Origin of the sequence: Aeromicrobium sp. Root236 (assembly GCF_001428805.1) — a bacterium.
Taxonomy (GTDB): Bacteria; Actinomycetota; Actinomycetes; order Propionibacteriales; family Nocardioidaceae; genus Aeromicrobium.
On record NZ_LMIS01000001.1, the window covers coordinates 634,115 to 649,429 of the forward strand.

General features: G+C 69.9%; 16 protein-coding genes. 3 read left to right on the forward strand and 13 right to left on the reverse strand.

Annotated elements, in window-relative coordinates:
• Positions 1-9 precede the first annotated feature (9 nt).
• Positions 10-660: a DsbA family protein gene (locus ASE12_RS03260; protein WP_056396879.1), complete on the forward strand. Its 651-nt coding sequence runs from the start codon at positions 10-12 to the stop codon at positions 658-660.
• Between the two features lie 88 nt (positions 661-748).
• Here ASE12_RS03260 and ASE12_RS03265 read toward each other — a convergent pair whose 3' ends face one another.
• Genes ASE12_RS03265 through ASE12_RS03280 form a run of 4 tightly spaced genes read right to left on the reverse strand, consistent with a single transcriptional unit; the run spans position 749 to position 4,153 of the window.
• Positions 749-1,144, reverse strand: a complete 396-nt coding sequence (locus tag ASE12_RS03265; RefSeq protein ID WP_056396882.1) for a universal stress protein — start codon at positions 1,142-1,144, stop codon at positions 749-751.
• On the reverse strand, positions 1,141-2,643 hold the full coding sequence (locus ASE12_RS03270) for a tripartite tricarboxylate transporter permease (RefSeq protein WP_056396886.1): 1,503 nt from the start codon (positions 2,641-2,643) through the stop codon (positions 1,141-1,143). Before ASE12_RS03270 ends, ASE12_RS03265 begins: the two co-directional genes overlap by 4 nt.
• On the reverse strand, positions 2,643-3,161 hold the full coding sequence (locus tag ASE12_RS03275) for a tripartite tricarboxylate transporter TctB family protein (protein ID WP_056396889.1): 519 nt from the start codon (positions 3,159-3,161) through the stop codon (positions 2,643-2,645). Before ASE12_RS03275 ends, ASE12_RS03270 begins: the two co-directional genes overlap by 1 nt.
• The gene (locus ASE12_RS03280) at positions 3,158-4,153 is read right to left on the reverse strand and encodes a tripartite tricarboxylate transporter substrate binding protein (protein ID WP_056396892.1); all 996 of its coding nucleotides are present in this window, start codon (positions 4,151-4,153) and stop codon (positions 3,158-3,160) included. Before ASE12_RS03280 ends, ASE12_RS03275 begins: the two co-directional genes overlap by 4 nt.
• Positions 4,154-4,235: 82 nt before the next feature.
• On the opposite strand from ASE12_RS03280, the gene ASE12_RS03285 reads away from it, so the two are divergent.
• Entirely contained in the window at positions 4,236-5,828 is a 1,593-nt protein-coding gene (locus ASE12_RS03285; RefSeq protein WP_200954955.1) for a sensor histidine kinase, read from the forward strand.
• Positions 5,825-6,496, forward strand: a complete 672-nt coding sequence (locus ASE12_RS03290; protein ID WP_056396899.1) for a response regulator — start codon at positions 5,825-5,827, stop codon at positions 6,494-6,496. Before ASE12_RS03285 ends, ASE12_RS03290 begins: the two co-directional genes overlap by 4 nt.
• A 30-nt stretch (positions 6,497-6,526) precedes the next feature.
• On the opposite strand, the gene ASE12_RS03295 is transcribed toward ASE12_RS03290, so the two are convergent.
• From ASE12_RS03295 to argC, 9 genes are read right to left on the reverse strand one after another with little or no spacing between them, the layout of a single operon-like run.
• Positions 6,527-7,087, reverse strand: coding sequence for a DNA-3-methyladenine glycosylase (locus ASE12_RS03295; RefSeq protein ID WP_056396903.1), 561 nt, complete (start codon positions 7,085-7,087; stop codon positions 6,527-6,529).
• Complete coding sequence (locus ASE12_RS03300) at positions 7,084-8,019, reverse strand: class I SAM-dependent methyltransferase (protein WP_082582048.1); 936 nt, start codon at positions 8,017-8,019, stop codon at positions 7,084-7,086. The genes ASE12_RS03295 and ASE12_RS03300 overlap by 4 nt, the downstream gene beginning before the upstream one ends.
• 46 nt (positions 8,020-8,065) lie before the next feature.
• Entirely contained in the window at positions 8,066-9,469 is a 1,404-nt protein-coding gene (gene argH / locus ASE12_RS03305; protein ID WP_056396906.1) for an argininosuccinate lyase, read from the reverse strand.
• A complete protein-coding gene (locus ASE12_RS03310; RefSeq protein ID WP_056396909.1) occupies positions 9,466-9,981 on the reverse strand; it encodes an arginine repressor in 516 nt (171 codons plus the stop codon). The genes argH and ASE12_RS03310 overlap by 4 nt, the downstream gene beginning before the upstream one ends.
• Entirely contained in the window at positions 9,978-10,904 is a 927-nt protein-coding gene (gene argF, locus ASE12_RS03315) for an ornithine carbamoyltransferase (protein WP_056396912.1), read from the reverse strand. The genes ASE12_RS03310 and argF overlap by 4 nt, the downstream gene beginning before the upstream one ends.
• Positions 10,905-10,933: 29 nt before the next feature.
• Positions 10,934-12,103 (reverse strand): acetylornithine transaminase, encoded by a 1,170-nt coding sequence (locus ASE12_RS03320; protein ID WP_056396914.1) that lies wholly within the window; start codon positions 12,101-12,103, stop codon positions 10,934-10,936.
• On the reverse strand, positions 12,100-13,107 hold the full coding sequence (argB, locus tag ASE12_RS03325) for an acetylglutamate kinase (RefSeq protein ID WP_056396917.1): 1,008 nt from the start codon (positions 13,105-13,107) through the stop codon (positions 12,100-12,102). The genes ASE12_RS03320 and argB overlap by 4 nt, the downstream gene beginning before the upstream one ends.
• The gene (argJ, locus tag ASE12_RS03330; protein WP_056396920.1) at positions 13,104-14,255 is read right to left on the reverse strand and encodes a bifunctional glutamate N-acetyltransferase/amino-acid acetyltransferase ArgJ; all 1,152 of its coding nucleotides are present in this window, start codon (positions 14,253-14,255) and stop codon (positions 13,104-13,106) included. The genes argB and argJ overlap by 4 nt, the downstream gene beginning before the upstream one ends.
• Positions 14,252-15,283: an N-acetyl-gamma-glutamyl-phosphate reductase gene (gene argC, locus ASE12_RS03335; RefSeq protein ID WP_056396923.1), complete on the reverse strand. Its 1,032-nt coding sequence runs from the start codon at positions 15,281-15,283 to the stop codon at positions 14,252-14,254. Before argC ends, argJ begins: the two co-directional genes overlap by 4 nt.
• Positions 15,284-15,315 lie beyond the last annotated feature (32 nt).

The window sequence follows — 15,315 nt, forward strand, 5'->3', positions numbered from 1 at the left end:
GCACACGGCGTGACTGAAACAGTGAAGGTCGACATCTGGTCCGACGTGGCCTGCCCGTGGTGCTTCATCGGCAAGCGACGGTTCGAGACCGCGGCAGCCGAGTTCGCCGAGGGCGGTGGAGCCCTCGAGGTCGAGTACCACTCGTTCGAGCTGGCGCCCGACACCCCGGTCGACTTCGACGGCACGGAGGTCGACTTCCTCGTCGGCCACAAGGGCATGGCTCCCGCGCAGGTCGAGTCGATGCTGGCGCAGATGACGGAGCTGGCCACGACCGAGGGACTGTCGTACGACTTCGCCGCGCTGCAGCACACCAACACGATCAAGGCGCACGAGCTCCTGCACTACGCCAAGACGCAGGGCCGCCAGCTCGACATGAAGGAGCGGCTGCTGGCGGCGTACTTCGAGGAGGGCCGGCACGTGGGTCGCATCGACGACCTGGCCGACCTGGCGGCGGAGATCGGGCTCGACCGGGCCGAGGTCGTCGAGGCACTGAAGTCCGGGCAGCACGTCGCCGACGTGCAGGCCGACAAGGACCAGGCCATCGCGTACGGGATCTCGGGTGTGCCGTTCTTCGTCATCGACAAGAAGTTCGGCGTGTCCGGAGCCCAGGACCCCTCGGTGTTCGTCGAGGTGCTGCAGAAGGCGGCGTCGGGCGAATGACGCCGCTCGAGATCGTCGGCGACGACGCCGCCCCCGTGTGCGAGGACGGCGTCTGCGAGATCCCCGGCGCGAACCTGCCCCAGGACGACTAACCCGCGTCCGGCTTGACCGCCAGCACGGGGCACGTCGCATCGAGGATGATGCGCTGGGCCACGCTGCCGAGCAGGAGCTTGCCGACCGGCGTCCTCGGGCGTACGCCCACGACGATCAGGGTCGCGCCCGACTCGGCGCTGACCTGCAGGACCGCCTCGGCGACGTCGGGCACGACGTCCTGGCGCACCTCGGTCTGCACGTCGAGCCGTTCGAGCTCGGCCCGCAGCGCGTCGATGTCCTTCTCGGCAGCCAGGCGCTTGTCGACGTAGGCGTCACCCTTGGTGTCGTTGACGACGATGAGCTTCTCGTTGCGACGTGACGCCTCGGTCGCTCCGTACTCGAGCGCCGCCTTGCCGTAGACGTCCGGGCTGTATGCCACCACCACGCTCATGCCGCCACCTTCTTCTTGTTGTTGGCCGCCATCGTGCGCAGGCCGTTGCCGATGATGAAGAGCAGCGTGGCGCCGATGATGACGTAGACGATGACCGCGACCGGCTCGCTCCACAGCGTGCTGACGTCTCCGGAGGAGATCGCGAGTGCCTCGGTCAGCTGCGCCTCGAGCCGGGGGCCGAGGATCACGCCGATGATCAACGGGAGCACCGGCAGGCCGAAGCGCCGCATCGCCAGGCCGAGGAGGCCGATGACGAGCAGGATCAGCAGGTCGAACCACTGGAAGTTGACGCTGTAGGCGCCGAGCGAGGCGAAGAACAGGATGCCCGCGTAGAGGTAGGGCCGCGGGATCTGCAGCAGCTTCGCCCACACCGGGGCCAGCGGCAGGTTGAGCACCAGGAGCAGCGTGTTGCCGATGAACAGGCTGGCCAGCAGCGTCCACACGAGGATCGGCTGGCTGTCGAACAGGCCCGGACCGGTCTCGATGCCGTAGCTCTGGAACGCGAGCAGGATGACGGCGGCGGTCGCGGTGGTGGGCAGGCCCATCGCGAGCAGCGGCACGAGCGTGCCGGCGGCGGAGGCGTTGTTGGCGGCCTCCGGACCCGCGACGCCCTCGATGGCGCCGTGGCCGAACTCCTCAGGGTTCTTCGCGAGCTTGCGCTCGGTGATGTACGACAGGAACGTCGGGAGCTCCGCTCCGCCCGCCGGCAGCGCACCGAACGGGAAGCCGAACGCAGTGCCACGCAGCCACGGCTTCCAGGAACGACCCCAGTCGTCGCGGCTCATCCACGGCTGGCCGACGGGGATGATGTCGAGCGGGCGGCGACGCAGGTGCGACGCGACCCACAGCGCCTCGCCGATCGCGAAGATCGCGACCGCCACGACCACGATGTCGATGCCGTCCGCCAGCAGCGGGCTGCCGAACGTCAGCCGGGGCTGGCCCGTCGAGGTGCCGACCAGGCCGATCGCCAGGCCGATGAACAGCGCGGTGAAGCCGCGGAGTCGCGAGCTGCCGAGGACGGCCGTGACCGCGAAGAGCGCCAGCAGAAGAAGCGCGAAGTACGACGGTGCACCCAGCTTGACGACCTGGGTGGCGAGCTTGGGGGCGAACAGCACGAGCAAGAGCGTGCCGATCGTGCCGGCGACGAACGAGCCGATCGCCGCGGTGGCGAGGGCTTGGGCCGCGCGGCCCGCCTTGGCCATCTTGTTGCCCTCGATCGCCGTCACGACCGAGGAGGATTCCCCCGGTGTGTTGAGCAGGATCGAGGTCGTCGAGCCGCCGTACATGCCGCCGTAATAGATGCCGGCGAACATGATCAACGCGCTGGCGGGCTCGACGCTGTAGGTGATCGGCAGCAGCAGAGCGAGGGTCATGGCCGGACCGATGCCGGGCAGGACACCGACGGCGGTGCCGAGCAGCACGCCGATGCACGCGTAGAGCAGGTTGGTCGGGGTGAAGGCGTTCTCGAAGCCTTGCATCAACAGGTCGAAGGATCCCATCAGAGCACTCCGTCCAGGACGCCGGCCGGGATCGCGAGACCCAGGCCGGAGTAGAAGCCGTACCAGGACAGCACCGAGAGCACGACGCCGATCGCGAGGGACCGGACGATCGAGCGCGCGCCGAGCACGTGAGCGGTGCCGGCGAACAGCAGCGCTCCGGTGATCGCCCAGCCCAGCCAGCTGATCAGCGCGAAGTTGAGCGCGAACACCACGACGAGCTTGCCGACGGTGACCCAGTCGCTGCCCGTGGTGAGGTCCACGTCCTCGCCCTCCTCCGACTCCGGCACGTCACCTCGGGCCGTGGCCAGCGCCAGCAGCACCGCGAGGACGATCAGGCCCGCTCCGACGATGAAGGGGAACGTGTATGGCTGGACCGGTTGGTCCGCGAATCCCTTGTGCAGGGTGGTCGCGTCGTAGATGACGTACGCGCCGGCGATGCCGATGCCGGCCGCCAGCCCGTACTGGGCCTTGTCGACGACCCGGCTCTCGCCGGGCGGGGTGTGCTGTGTCGTGGTCATGCGAGTCCCAGCTCCTTCAGGGTCGTGGCGACCCGCTCGTCCTGTTCCTTGAGGAAGGTGCCGAACTCGTCACCCGTGATGAAGGCATCGATCCAGCCGTTGCGCTTGAGCTCGGCCTGCCAGCCCTTGGTCTTGTGCATGTCCTCGAACAGCGTGATGAGGTACTTCTTCGTCTCGTCCGAGATCCCGGGAGGCGCGAGCACGCCGCGCCAGTTGGCGAAGACCATGTCGACGCCGGACTCCTTGAGGGTCGGTGCGTCGATGGTGTCGAGCCGCTCGGCGCCGGAGACCGCGAGCACCCGGAGCGACCCGTCCTTGATCTGGCCCTCGAACTCGCTGGGGCCGGAGGTGCCGACGTCGATCTTCTCGCCGAGGAGCGCCGTGGTCAGCGGGCCACCGCCGTCGTACGCGATGTACTTGACGTGCTTGGGTGCGATGCCGATCGTCTTGGCGAGCTGCATCGGGAAGATGTGGTCGGGGCCGCCCGGAGACGAGCCGCCGCCGATCGTGACGCTCTTGGGATCCTTCTTCCACGCGTCGACCAGGTCCTGGACGGTCTTGAAGGGCGAGTCCTTGGGCACGATGAGCGCCTCCTGGTCCTCGATCAGCCGGGCGATCGGCGTCGCCTTGGAGACCCGGGCGTTCGACTCGTTGGTGTAGACCGCGCCGACGACGCCCAGGCCCATCGTCATCACGACGTCGTTGGAGCCCTTGGCGTTGAGCAGCCGCTGCATCGCGACGGTGCCGCTGGCGCCGAGCACGTTGGTGATCTCGAAGCGGCCCGTGAGGTCCTCGTCCTCCATGACGTGGGTCGCGGCGCGGCCCGTGAGGTCGTAGCCGCCGCCCGGGCTGTTGGGGATCCACATCTGCAGCCGCCGATGGCCCTCGTCGTCCGATCCGCGGGTCACTCCGCAGCTCGACAGCACCATCGCGGCCGAGACTGCGAGGATGACACCCGCGAGCCTTGCCTGGACACGTCGTCTCGACGTCATGGAACCTCCTGTGGTCGACCCCGAGCATGGCCTCCCGGTGTGGCGTGAGTCACTATTGCGGAACCAAAGGAGGTTGTGGTCTTTGTGGTCACCGCGCCGGCAACGGCTGACACTCGCAGGGCAGTTCCTCGGCCTGCAGCTGGTCGTCGTCGCCCTCGTGCTCGCGATCGTGGCGGCCATCTCGGTGCGGCAGTCGACCATGACGTTCTCCAGCGAACGCGGATCGCAGATGCGCTCGGTCGCGGAGTACCTCGCGAACATCTCGGTCGTACGCTCCGAGATCGACGGCCCCACACCGGCCAGCGCTCTCGCACCGTCGATCAGCCGAGCCCTCAGCCTGTCGGGGGCCACCGAGGTCACGATCGCCGACCCTAAGGGCGTCGTGCTGTCGTCGTCCGACCCGCGCCTGGTGGGTCGCAGGATCGATCTCGGTGACAGCCGCGTACGCGAAGGCCGGGGCTGGGTCGGCGATGTGGATGACAACGGCCACCAGGCTGTCGCCGGTCACGCGCCGATCCTCAACGACGACGGGAAGCTCGTCGGCCTGTCGATCGCCCAGCAGCGCTATCCGTCGAACTGGCAGCGTCTGACGAATGCCGCTCCCGATCTCGCGCTCTTCCTCGGTGTCGGGGCCCTGCTGGGCGTCGCCGGTTCGCTCCTGCTGGCCCGGCTCATCAAGCGGCGTACGCGCGGGCTCGAGCCGCACGAGATCGCCACGCTGGCCGACCACCGTGAGGCGCTGCTGCACAGCATTCGCGAGGGCGTCATCGCGGTCGGCACCGACGGCAAGGTCACGATGGTCAACGACAGCGCCCGCGAGCTGCTGGACCTCGGCGCCGGTGTGGTCGGTCGCCCGGTCGGTGAGCTGGACCTTGACCCGCAGGTCACCGAGCTGCTGACTGCTGGCAGCGACAGCCAGGACGCCGTGGTGCTCGTCGGTGCGCGGGTGCTGGTGTTCAACCAGCGCTCGGCGTCGAGCCACGGCGAGGGCATCGGTACCGTCACGACCATGCGCGACCGGACCGAGCTCGTCTCGATGCAGAGCCAGCTCAGCTCCAACCTGTCGATCACCGACACGTTGCGCGCCCAGACCCACGAGTTCGCCAACCAGCTCCACACGATCTCCGGCCTCGTGCAGCTCCAGGAGTACGACGAGGTCACCGCCCTCGTCGGCACGCTGACCCGGCGGCGGGCGGAGATCACCGACGAGGTCACGAGCCGGATCGCCGACCCCGCAGTCGCGGCGCTGCTCATCGCGAAGTCGAGTGTCGCGGCGGAGGCCGGCGTGTCCCTGACGCTGAGCCCTGACTCGCGCCTGCCGGGCCTGACCTCAGCTGAGTCGGCCGACCTGACGACCGTGGTCGGCAACCTCGTCGACAACGCGATCGACGCGTGCCGGACCGAACCCTCGCCCCAGGTCGTGGTCAGCACCCGCGTCGATGCCGGTCGGCTCGTCCTGGAGGTCCACGACAACGGGCCGGGCATCCCCGATGGCATGCGCGACGCGATCTTCGTCCGCGGCTTCTCGACCAAGCCCGACGTCCTCGGTGGTCGGGGCATCGGGCTGCCTCTCGTGCAGCTGATCTGCACCCAGCGCGGCGGGAGCGTCACGGTCGACGACGAGGACGGCACGACGTTCCGGGTCGAGCTGCCGCTGGCCACGGTGCCGGCATGATCGGCGTGCTCGTGGTCGACGACGACTTCATGGTCGCGGGGATCCACGCCAGATTCGTCGAGAAGACCGAAGGCTTCACCGTCCTCGGAGTGGCCCGCAACGGCGAGGAGGCCCTGCGACTCGTCGACGAGCTCGGTCCCGACCTGATCCTGCTCGACGTGCACCTGCCCGACATGAGCGGCCTCGACGTGCTGCAACGGCTGCGGGCGGCGGGCAACGTCGCCGGTGTCGTCATGGTCACGGCCGACCGGGACGCCGAGGTCGTACGCGCTGCGCTCCACGGCGGAGCCATGCAGTACCTCGTCAAGCCGTTCGAGTATCCCGACCTCGCCGCCCGGCTCGTGCGCGTGCGCGACACGCTTGCCCTGCTCGAGCGCGGCGACGCCGACCAGGAGTCGATCGACCGCGCGTTCGGCACGACGCAGCCTGCTGGCCAGCCGCTGCCCAAGGGTCTCAGCCAGGAGACCGCCGACCTGGTGGGCGCCGCTCTTCGCGACACCGGCGAGCTGTCGGCGACCGAGTGCGGTGAGCGCGTGGGGATCTCACGGGTCAGTGCCCGCCGCTACCTCGAGCACTTCGTCGACGAGGGGCACGCCGTCGTACGCCTCAACTACGGCAGCGCCGGACGCCCGGAGCGCCGCTATCGCTGGTCGACCGACCAGCGGTGACGGCAGCTCGTACAGCTGAAGCGGCAGGTCCTATGCGCGCGGGCTGCGGCGATAGGCCGACACCGTCGGGTCACCGGTGATCCAGAACCGCCACGGCACGTCGGCTGCCTTGGACACGCCCACGCGAGGGCCGGCGCTGATCCCAGGCGTCTCGGCCGGCGGGTCGCCCAGCCGTACGCCATGAGGCGTCAGCAGGTCGGTGCCGAGGTCGTCGAGCGTCAGGCCGAGCGTCCGCGCCAGGTTGCCGGGACCGCGCGCGAGGGCGACGTCCTTGACGGCGGGGCGGCGACTCCGCGCGACCTCGAGCCCGTCCACGACCTCACCGGCCCGGATCAGCACCGCGGACGCCTCCTCCGTCGGCCCGGTCACGACATTGGCGCAGAAGTGCATGCCGTACGACCGATAGACGTAGAGCCGCCACGGTGAGCCGTACATGATCTCGGACCGCGGCGTCCGGGTGTAGGCGTGCGAGGCCGGGTCGTTGATCCCGCCGTACGCCTCGACCTCCGTGATGCGCACCGCGACGTCGTGCCCGTGCAGCACGCGGCCCAGCAGACCGCGCGCGTGCGTGACGACAGCGCTCTCGGTCACGTCGTGAGGGTGCCGAGCGCCTTGTCGAGTGCGGCGCGGCTGACGTTCTTCTTGCGGAGCGCGACAAGCTTGGCCCACACCGGCGACTCCATCAAGGTCACCGGGTCCGCCGCGTAGGTCCGCCGCAGGGTCTCGTCTGGGACGACCTGGGGGTCCGGCGCCATGCAGGCGGCAAGGGCGGCGTCGTAGTTGTCCTCGAGCACCCGCGAGGTCGGGTCGAGACCGAGAACGAGCACCGTGCCGGTCGGCGAGGTGTTGACCGGGACGAGGGTCAGGTCCGGCCGGTAGGTCCGCAGGATGTCGGCGACCTTGAACACGTCACCGGCCCAGGCCGCCGTCCGACGGTCGCGCGCCGCCTCGAGGGAGTTGCGCGGCAGCATGTCGTCGAGCAGCACCACACCGGCCGGCGACATGTGCTTCTCGACGTTCATGAAGTCGCGCAGGGCGAACTCGGCGAGGTGCATGCCGTCGATGAAGGCGAGGTCGAGCGGGACGCCGCCGAAGAACGCGACCGGGTCGGGGCGGGAGAAGAACTCGTCGCTCGTCGTGCGGTGCAGCTGCACCTCGCACTCGATCTCCTTGGTGATCGAGTAGCCCGGGTCTACGCCGATGGACTTCGTGCGGGACAGTCCGAGGCTCGAGCCCGTGAATACCCCGATCTCGAGGTACGTACGGGGCTGCAGCTGCCGGTGCAACGCGGTCAGGAGCTGGTGGCGCGACCTCGTGGGCTCCGGGAACTCGGCGAACGGGTCGGACGGCACATAGCTGGGCGTGGACTTCCCGCCCGCGCGCGGCGCCTCCGGGTTGAGCCGGCGTGCGGCGCTGCGACGGGCCTTGCGCTCCCATCGGCGCACGGCGTCGGTGCGCTCCGGTCCGATGACCTTGCGCAGCGTGCTGCCGGCCTTGGTGCGAAGTGCCACGGTCTCCCCCATGTCGGTCTCAGTGGGACCACAGTAGCCATGGAACACGGCGCGTTCGTCAGTCGGCGACCCGCGCCCGCAGCTCGGCCAGCTGCTCGGCGACGCGCACGGGCGCCGTGCCGCCACGGGAGTCCCGCGATGCCAGCGATCCCTCGACCGTCAACACCTCGCGAACCTGCGGGGTCAGCGCCGGCGAGATCGCCGCGAAGTCGTCATCCGTGAGGTCCCACAGCTCGATGCCGCGCTGCTCGCAGGCCTGGACACAGGCGCCGGAGATCTCGTGCGCGTCGCGGAACGGGACCCCTTGGCGAACGAGCCACTCGGCGATGTCCGTCGCAAGGGCGAACCCCTGAGGCGCCAGAGACTCCATGCGCTCGGTGTTGAACGTCAGCGTCGCGATCATGCCGGTGAACGCCGGCAGCAGGACCTCGAGCGTGTCGATCGAGTCGAACACCGGCTCCTTGTCCTCCTGGAGATCGCGGTTGTAGGCCAGCGGCAGCGCCTTGAGGGTCGCGAGCAACCCGGCGAGGTTGCCGATCAGTCGCCCGGACTTGCCGCGGGCGAGCTCGGCGATGTCGGGGTTCTTCTTCTGCGGCATGATGCTCGAGCCCGTGGAGTAGCCGTCATGGAGCGTGACGAAGCCGAACTCCTTGGTGTTCCAGAGGATGATCTCCTCGGCCAGCCGCGAGACGTCGATGCCGATCTGCGCCGTCACGAACGCGAACTCGGCGACGAAGTCGCGCGCGGCGGTGCCGTCGATCGAGTTGGCGGTCGAGCCGCTGAAGCCGAGGTCGGCGGCGACCTTCTCGGGGTCGAGGCCCAACGAGGATCCGGCGAGGGCGCCCGAGCCGTAGGGCGAGTCGGACCCGACACGCGCATCCCAGTCGGTGAGCCGGTCGAGGTCACGCACGAGGGGCCAGGCGTGGGCCAGCAGGTGGTGCGCGAGCAGCACGGGCTGGGCGTGCTGCAGGTGCGTACGCCCGGGCATCGCGACACCCATGTGACGCTCGGCCTGCGTCGCCAGCGCCTCGGCGAGCTCGCGGACGAGCCGGCTGATCGCCTTGGCGTGGTCGCGGAGGTACATCTTGAACAGCGTCGCGACCTGGTCGTTGCGGGAGCGGCCCGCACGGAGCCGACCGCCCAGCTCGGGGCCGAGGCGTTCCAGCAGTCCGCGCTCGAGGGCCGTGTGGACGTCCTCGTCGTCGGGCTGCGCCGTGAACTCGCCGGACTCGACGTCGGCTGCCAGCGCGTCGATCCCGGCGATCAGGGCCGTGAGGTCGTCACGGCTCAACAGGCCCGCGGCCTGCAGGACCATCGCGTGGGCGCGCGACCCGGCCAGGTCGTACGGGGCGAGCCGCCAGTCGAAGTGCGTCGACCGCGACAGCTCGACGAGCTCGGGCGACGGACCTGAGGCGAAACGGCCGCCCCAGAGGCTCGTCTTCTCGTCCGGGGTCTCGGTCACGTCGGCTCCTTCGGGGTGGCTGCGGCGAGCGCCGCGAAACGTTCGGCGACGGCTTGGCCGCCGTCGGGGTCACGGCAGATCAGCATGACGGTGTCGTCACCGGCGATCGTGCCGAGCAGGTCGTGCTGGGATGCGTGGTCGATCGCCGAGGCGAGGTACTGGGCGGCCCCCGGCGGGGTGCGCAGGACGACGAGGTTGGCCGATCCCTCGGCGGTCACCATCAGCTCGCGCAGGATCTTGGCGAGCCGGGCGTGGCCCGAGGCGCTCCCGGTGCCGGGCCGGGGCGTACGGTCGCCGCCCTCTGCCGGAACGGCGTAGACGAGGCCGCCGTCGGGGTGCCGCACGCGTACGGCGTCGAGCTCGACCAGGTCGCGGGAGATCGTCGACGGTGTCGCGTTGATGCCGTGCGACTCGAGGAGCTCGGCGAGATCACCCTGCGAGCGTACGAGCTGGTGGCCGAGCAGCTCGACGATCAGCTGCTGGCGCGCTGCCTTGGTGGGCGGGACGGTCATGACCGCGCCTTGTCGAGCAGCCAGACGAGCAGGGCCTTCTGGGCGTGCAGACGGTTCTCGGCCTCGTCCCACACGACGCTCTGCGGGCCGTCGAGCACCTCGGTCGAGATCTCCAGTCCGCGGTAGGCCGGCAGGCAGTGCAGCACGATCGCGTCGGGCGCGGCCTTGGCGAGGGTCTCGGCGTTGATGGCGAAGTCGCCGAACAGCGCGAGGCGCTCTTCCTTCTCAGCCTCCTGCCCCATCGAGATCCACGTGTCGGTGATGACGACGTCGGCGTCCGAGATCGCCGCGGTGGGGTCCTCGGTCACCGAGACGGAGCCGCCCGTCGTGGCGGCGATCTTCTCGGCGTCGGCGACGATCCTCGGATCAGGCTGATAGCCGGCAGGGCCACCGATGCGTACGTGCATGCCGGCCGTCGCGCCACCCAGCAGGTAGGAGTGGCCCATGTTGTTGGCGCCGTCCCCGAGGTAGACGACCGTCAGGCCGGCCAGCGTGCCCTTGTGCTCGATCACGGTCTGCCAGTCCGCGAGGATCTGGCAGGGGTGGAAGTCGTCGCTGAGCGCGTTGACGACCGGCACGCCGGCGTTGGCGGCCATCTCGTCGAGCCCGGCCTGGGCGTACGTCCGCCAGACGATCGCGCTGGTCATGCGGCCCAGGACGCGTGCGGTGTCGGCGATCGACTCGCCGCGGGCACCCTGCGTCGTGGCCTTGTCGATGATCAGCGGGTTGCCGCCGAGGTCGGCGATGCCGACGCCGAACGAGACGCGCGTACGCGTCGACGACTTGTCGAACATCACGGCAACCGTCTGCGGGCCCGCGAGGGGCTTGCGGGCATACGGATCGGCCTTGATCTCGGCGGCGAGCGCCAGCACCTCGGCCTGCTCCGCTGGGCTGAGGTCGTCGTCACGCAGGAAGTGCCTCACGGATTCATGGTTCGCTCGCTGGCGCTCGCTCACGGTGTCACCTCGTCCAGGATCTGCTTGAGCGTCGCCACGGCACCTTCGGCCTGCTCGACCGTGAGGATCAACGGCGGCGCAAGGCGCAGCCGGTTGGGCGTCGCGTTGTTGAGGATGATGCCGGCAGCCAGCGCTGCCTTCTGCACGTCGGCGGTCACCGGCTCGGCGAGCACGATGCCCACCAGCAGGCCGCGGCCGGTGGTCTGGGTGACGAGCGGGTGATCCGCCAGTCCGTCGCGGAAGACGTCACCCACCTTGAGCGCGTTGTCCAGCAGCCCGTCGGCCTCGATCGTCGCGATCACCGCGAGCGCGGCGGCGGTGGCGACAGGGTTGCCCCCGAACGTCGTGCCGTGGTTGCCGGGCTGCAACAGGTGGCCCGCGTCGCCGAGCGCGATGCACGCGCCGATCGGAATGCCGCCGCCGAGCCCCTTGGCCACCGTGACGAGATCGGGCACGATGCCTGACTCGGTGTGCGCGAACCATGCTCCGGTGCGGCCGATGCCGGTCTGGACCTCGTCAAGCCACAGCAGTGCGCCATGCCTCGACGTGATCTCGCGGGCGGCCTGCAGGTAGCCCTCGGCCGGGACCACGACACCGGCCTCGCCCTGGATCGGCTCGAGGAGGACCGCAGCGACCGTGTCGTCGACAGCGGCCTCGAGCGCGGCGGTGTCGCCGTACGGGACCCAGCTGACGTCTCCGGGCAGTGGCTCGAACGGTGCGCGATATGCCTCCTTGGAGGTCAGCGCAAGAGCCCCCATCGTGCGGCCGTGGAACGACCCCTCGGCGACGACGATGCGCGTACGCCCGGTGCGGCGGGTGGCCTTGAACGCCGCTTCGTTGGCCTCGGTGCCGGAGTTGGTGAAGAAGACCCGGCCCTCCTGGCCGATCAGGTCGAGCAGCTTCTCGGCGAGCTCGATCTGGGGCTTGGAGGTGAAGAAGTTCGAGATGTGGCCCAACGTGCCGAGCTGCTGCGTCACCGCGTCGAGGATCGCCGGGTGCCCGTGGCCCAGCGCGTTCACGGCGATGCCGCCGAGCAGGTCGAGGTACTTCGTGCCGTCGGCGTCCCACACGTAGGGACCCTCACCGCGGACGAGGACGCCCTGCGGGGTGCCGAACGTGTTCATGACCGCGCCTTGGTAGCGCTCGGTCCAGTCGCTGACGGTCATGCCTTGTCTCCTTGGGCCTTGTCCTTCTGAGCCTTGCCTGTGGTCACGCTCGTGGCGTAGAGCGCCGTGCGGATGCGGGTCTCGGCGCCGGGCACGACCTGGGTGCCGACACCCTCGTCGGTGAAGATCTCGAGCAGCACGGCGTGGGGCTCGCGGCCGTCGATGACCGTGGCCCGGCGTACGCCCTCCTGCACCGCCTTGAGGCAGGCCGTCATCTTGGGGATCATGCCGGTCGACAGTTCGGGGATGATCTCGGCAAGCGACTCGGGACTGATCTCGCCGATGACGTCGGAGCTGTTGGGCCAGTCGGCGTAGAGGCCCTCGACGTCGGTCAGCACGAGCAGCTTCTCGGCGTCGAGCGCGACGGCGAGCGCCGCGGCGGCGGTGTCGGCGTTGACGTTGTGCACCTGGCCATCGGCATCGGGCGCGACGGTCGACACGACGGGGATGCGCCCGGCCTCGATCAGGTCCAGCACGGCCTCGGGGCGTACGCCCACGACCTCACCGACCAGACCGATGTCGGTCTCGACGCCGTCGATGACCGGCATGGTCTTCTCGGCGGTGAACAGGCCGCCGTCCTCGCCGGACAGGCCGACCGCCAGGTCACCGTGCTGGTTGAGCAGGCCGACCAGCTCGCGGCCGACCTGACCCGTGAGCACCATGCGGACGACGTCCATCGTCTCCGGCGTGGTGACCCGCAGGCCGCCACGGAACTCCGACTCGATGCCGAGCTTGTCGAGCATCGCGCTGATCTGCGGGCCGCCGCCGTGCACGACGACGGGCTTGAAGCCCGCGAGCCGCAGGAACACGATGTCCTCGGCGAAAGCGTGCTTGAGCGCATCGTCGGTCATGGCGTTGCCGCCGTACTTCACCACCACGACCTTGCCGTGGTACTTCTTCAGCCACGGCAGGGCCTGGGCCAGCGTCGCGGCCTTGTCGGTCGCCTTCTTCCAGTCCTCGGGCTGCCACTCGTCGAGGGTGGTCGCGTCTTCGGTTTCGCTCATGATGAATAGGCCGAGTTCTCGTGGACGTACGCCTGCGTGAGGTCGTTGGTCCAGATGGTGCCCGTCGCCGAGCCTGACTTGAGGTCGATCGTGACCGAGACCGCGCGCTCGGCGAGGTCGATCGCGTCGGGCGACTCCCCCGGTCCGCTGTTGCGGCACACCCACACGCCGTTGAGCGCGACGTCGAGGTCGGCGGGGTCGAACGCCGCCTGCGTCGTGCCGACCGAGGCGAGGATGCGTCCCCAGTTGGGGTCCTTGCCGTAGATCGCGCACTTGAACAGGTTGCTGCGCGCCACCGAGCGGCCCACCTCGAGCGCGTCGTCGACGGACGCCGCGTTGACGACCTCGATCGCGATCTCGTGGTCCGCGCCCTCGGCGTCAGCCAGGAGCTGCATCGCCAGGTCCTTGCACGCCGTCGTGACGGCCTCGGTGAACGCCGCCGGATCGGGCGTCACGCCGGAGGCGCCGCTCGCCATCAGGAGCACCGTGTCGTTGGTGGACTGGCAGCCGTCGGAGTCGAGCCGGTCGAACGTCTGAGCCGTCGCGGCGCGCAAGGCGGCATCGGCGGTCGCCGAGTCCACGTCCGCGTCGGTCGTGATGACGACGAGCATCGTCGCGAGCGCGGGGGCCAGCATGCCGGCTCCCTTGGCCATGCCACCGACCGTCCACCCGTCACCTTGGGCGACGGCCTCCTTGGCGACGGTGTCGGTCGTCATGATCGCGGTCGCGGCCGCATGTCCGCCGTCGGCGCTCTGGGCCTCGACTGCCGAACGTACGCCGGCGAGCAGCCCGTCGCGGTCGTTGAGCAGGCCGATCAGGCCCGTCGAGCACACCTGGACGTCGATCGCACCCACGCCGAGCGCCTCGGCGACGGTCTCGGCGGTCTGGTGCGTCGTCGCGAACCCTTCGGGCCCGGTGTAGCAGTTGGCCCCACCGGAGTTGATCGCCACCGCGACCGCCGAGCCACCCTTGATGGCCTCCTCGCTCCAGAGGACGGGGTTGGCCTTGCAGCGGTTGCTCGTGTAGACCGCAGCAGCGGCCTTGGACGGCCCGGCGTTGACCACGACGGCGACGTCGGGCGCACCGGTCGACTTGAGGCCCGCAGGCACGCCCGCGGCGGTGAATCCCTTGGCAGCGGTGACACTCATGGCGCCACCCCGATCTGTGTGAGGCCCGTGGTCTCGGGCAGTCCCAGGGCGATGTTCATCGACTGGATCGCGCCGCCGGCCGTGCCCTTGGCGAGGTTGTCCATCGCACCGATCGCGATGACCTTGCGGGCACGCGGGTCGAGCGTCGCCTGCACGTGCAGCATGTTGGCGCCCAGCACGGCCTTGGTCTGCGGCCACAGGCCTTCCGGGAGCACGTGGACGAACGGCTCGTCGGCGTACGCCTTGACGTACGCGGCGCGCACGTCCTCCGCGGTCACGCCGTCGAGTGCCGGCGCGGACACCGTCGCGAGGATGCCGCGGGACATCGGCGCCAGGATCGGCGTGAACGAGACGGTCGGCCGGGTGCCGGAGACCAGCTCGAGGTTCTGCTCGATCTCCGGGGTGTGGCGGTGCACGCCGCCCACGCCGTACGCGCTGGCCTGGCCCATCATCTCCGAGCCCAGCAGGTGGGGCTTGAGCGACTTGCCCGCTCCGGACGCTCCGGTGGGTGCCACGACCGTGATGTCGGGCGCGATCAACCCTGCGGCGAGCGCCGGCATGATCGTGAGCGTCGACGCGGTCGGGAAGCAGCCCGGCACCGCGATCCGCTTGGCGCCGGCGAGCACGTCACGCTGACCGGGCAGCTCAGGCAGCCCGTAGGGCCAGGTGCCGGCGTGGTCGCCACCGTAGAACGTCTCCCAGTCGTCGGCGCTCTGCAGCCGGAAGTCGGCACCGCAGTCGATGACGAGCGTGTCGTCGCCGAGCTGTGCTGCGATCGCGGCCGACGTGCCGTGCGGCAGGCCCAGGAACACGACGTCGTGCCCGGCCAAGACCTCGGCCGTCGTCGGCTCGAGCACGCGGTCGGCGAGCGGCACCAGATGGGGCTGGTGCTCCCCCAGCGTGCTGCCGGCGCTCGAGGCCGCGGTCAGGGCGCCGATCTCGACGTCGGGGTGCGCGAGCAACGTGCGCAGGACCTCGCCGCCGACGTATCCGCTGGCGCCGGCGACGGCTGCGGTGATCGTGGTCATCTCTCCACCTTTGCAGAGTTGTGGTCGTACGG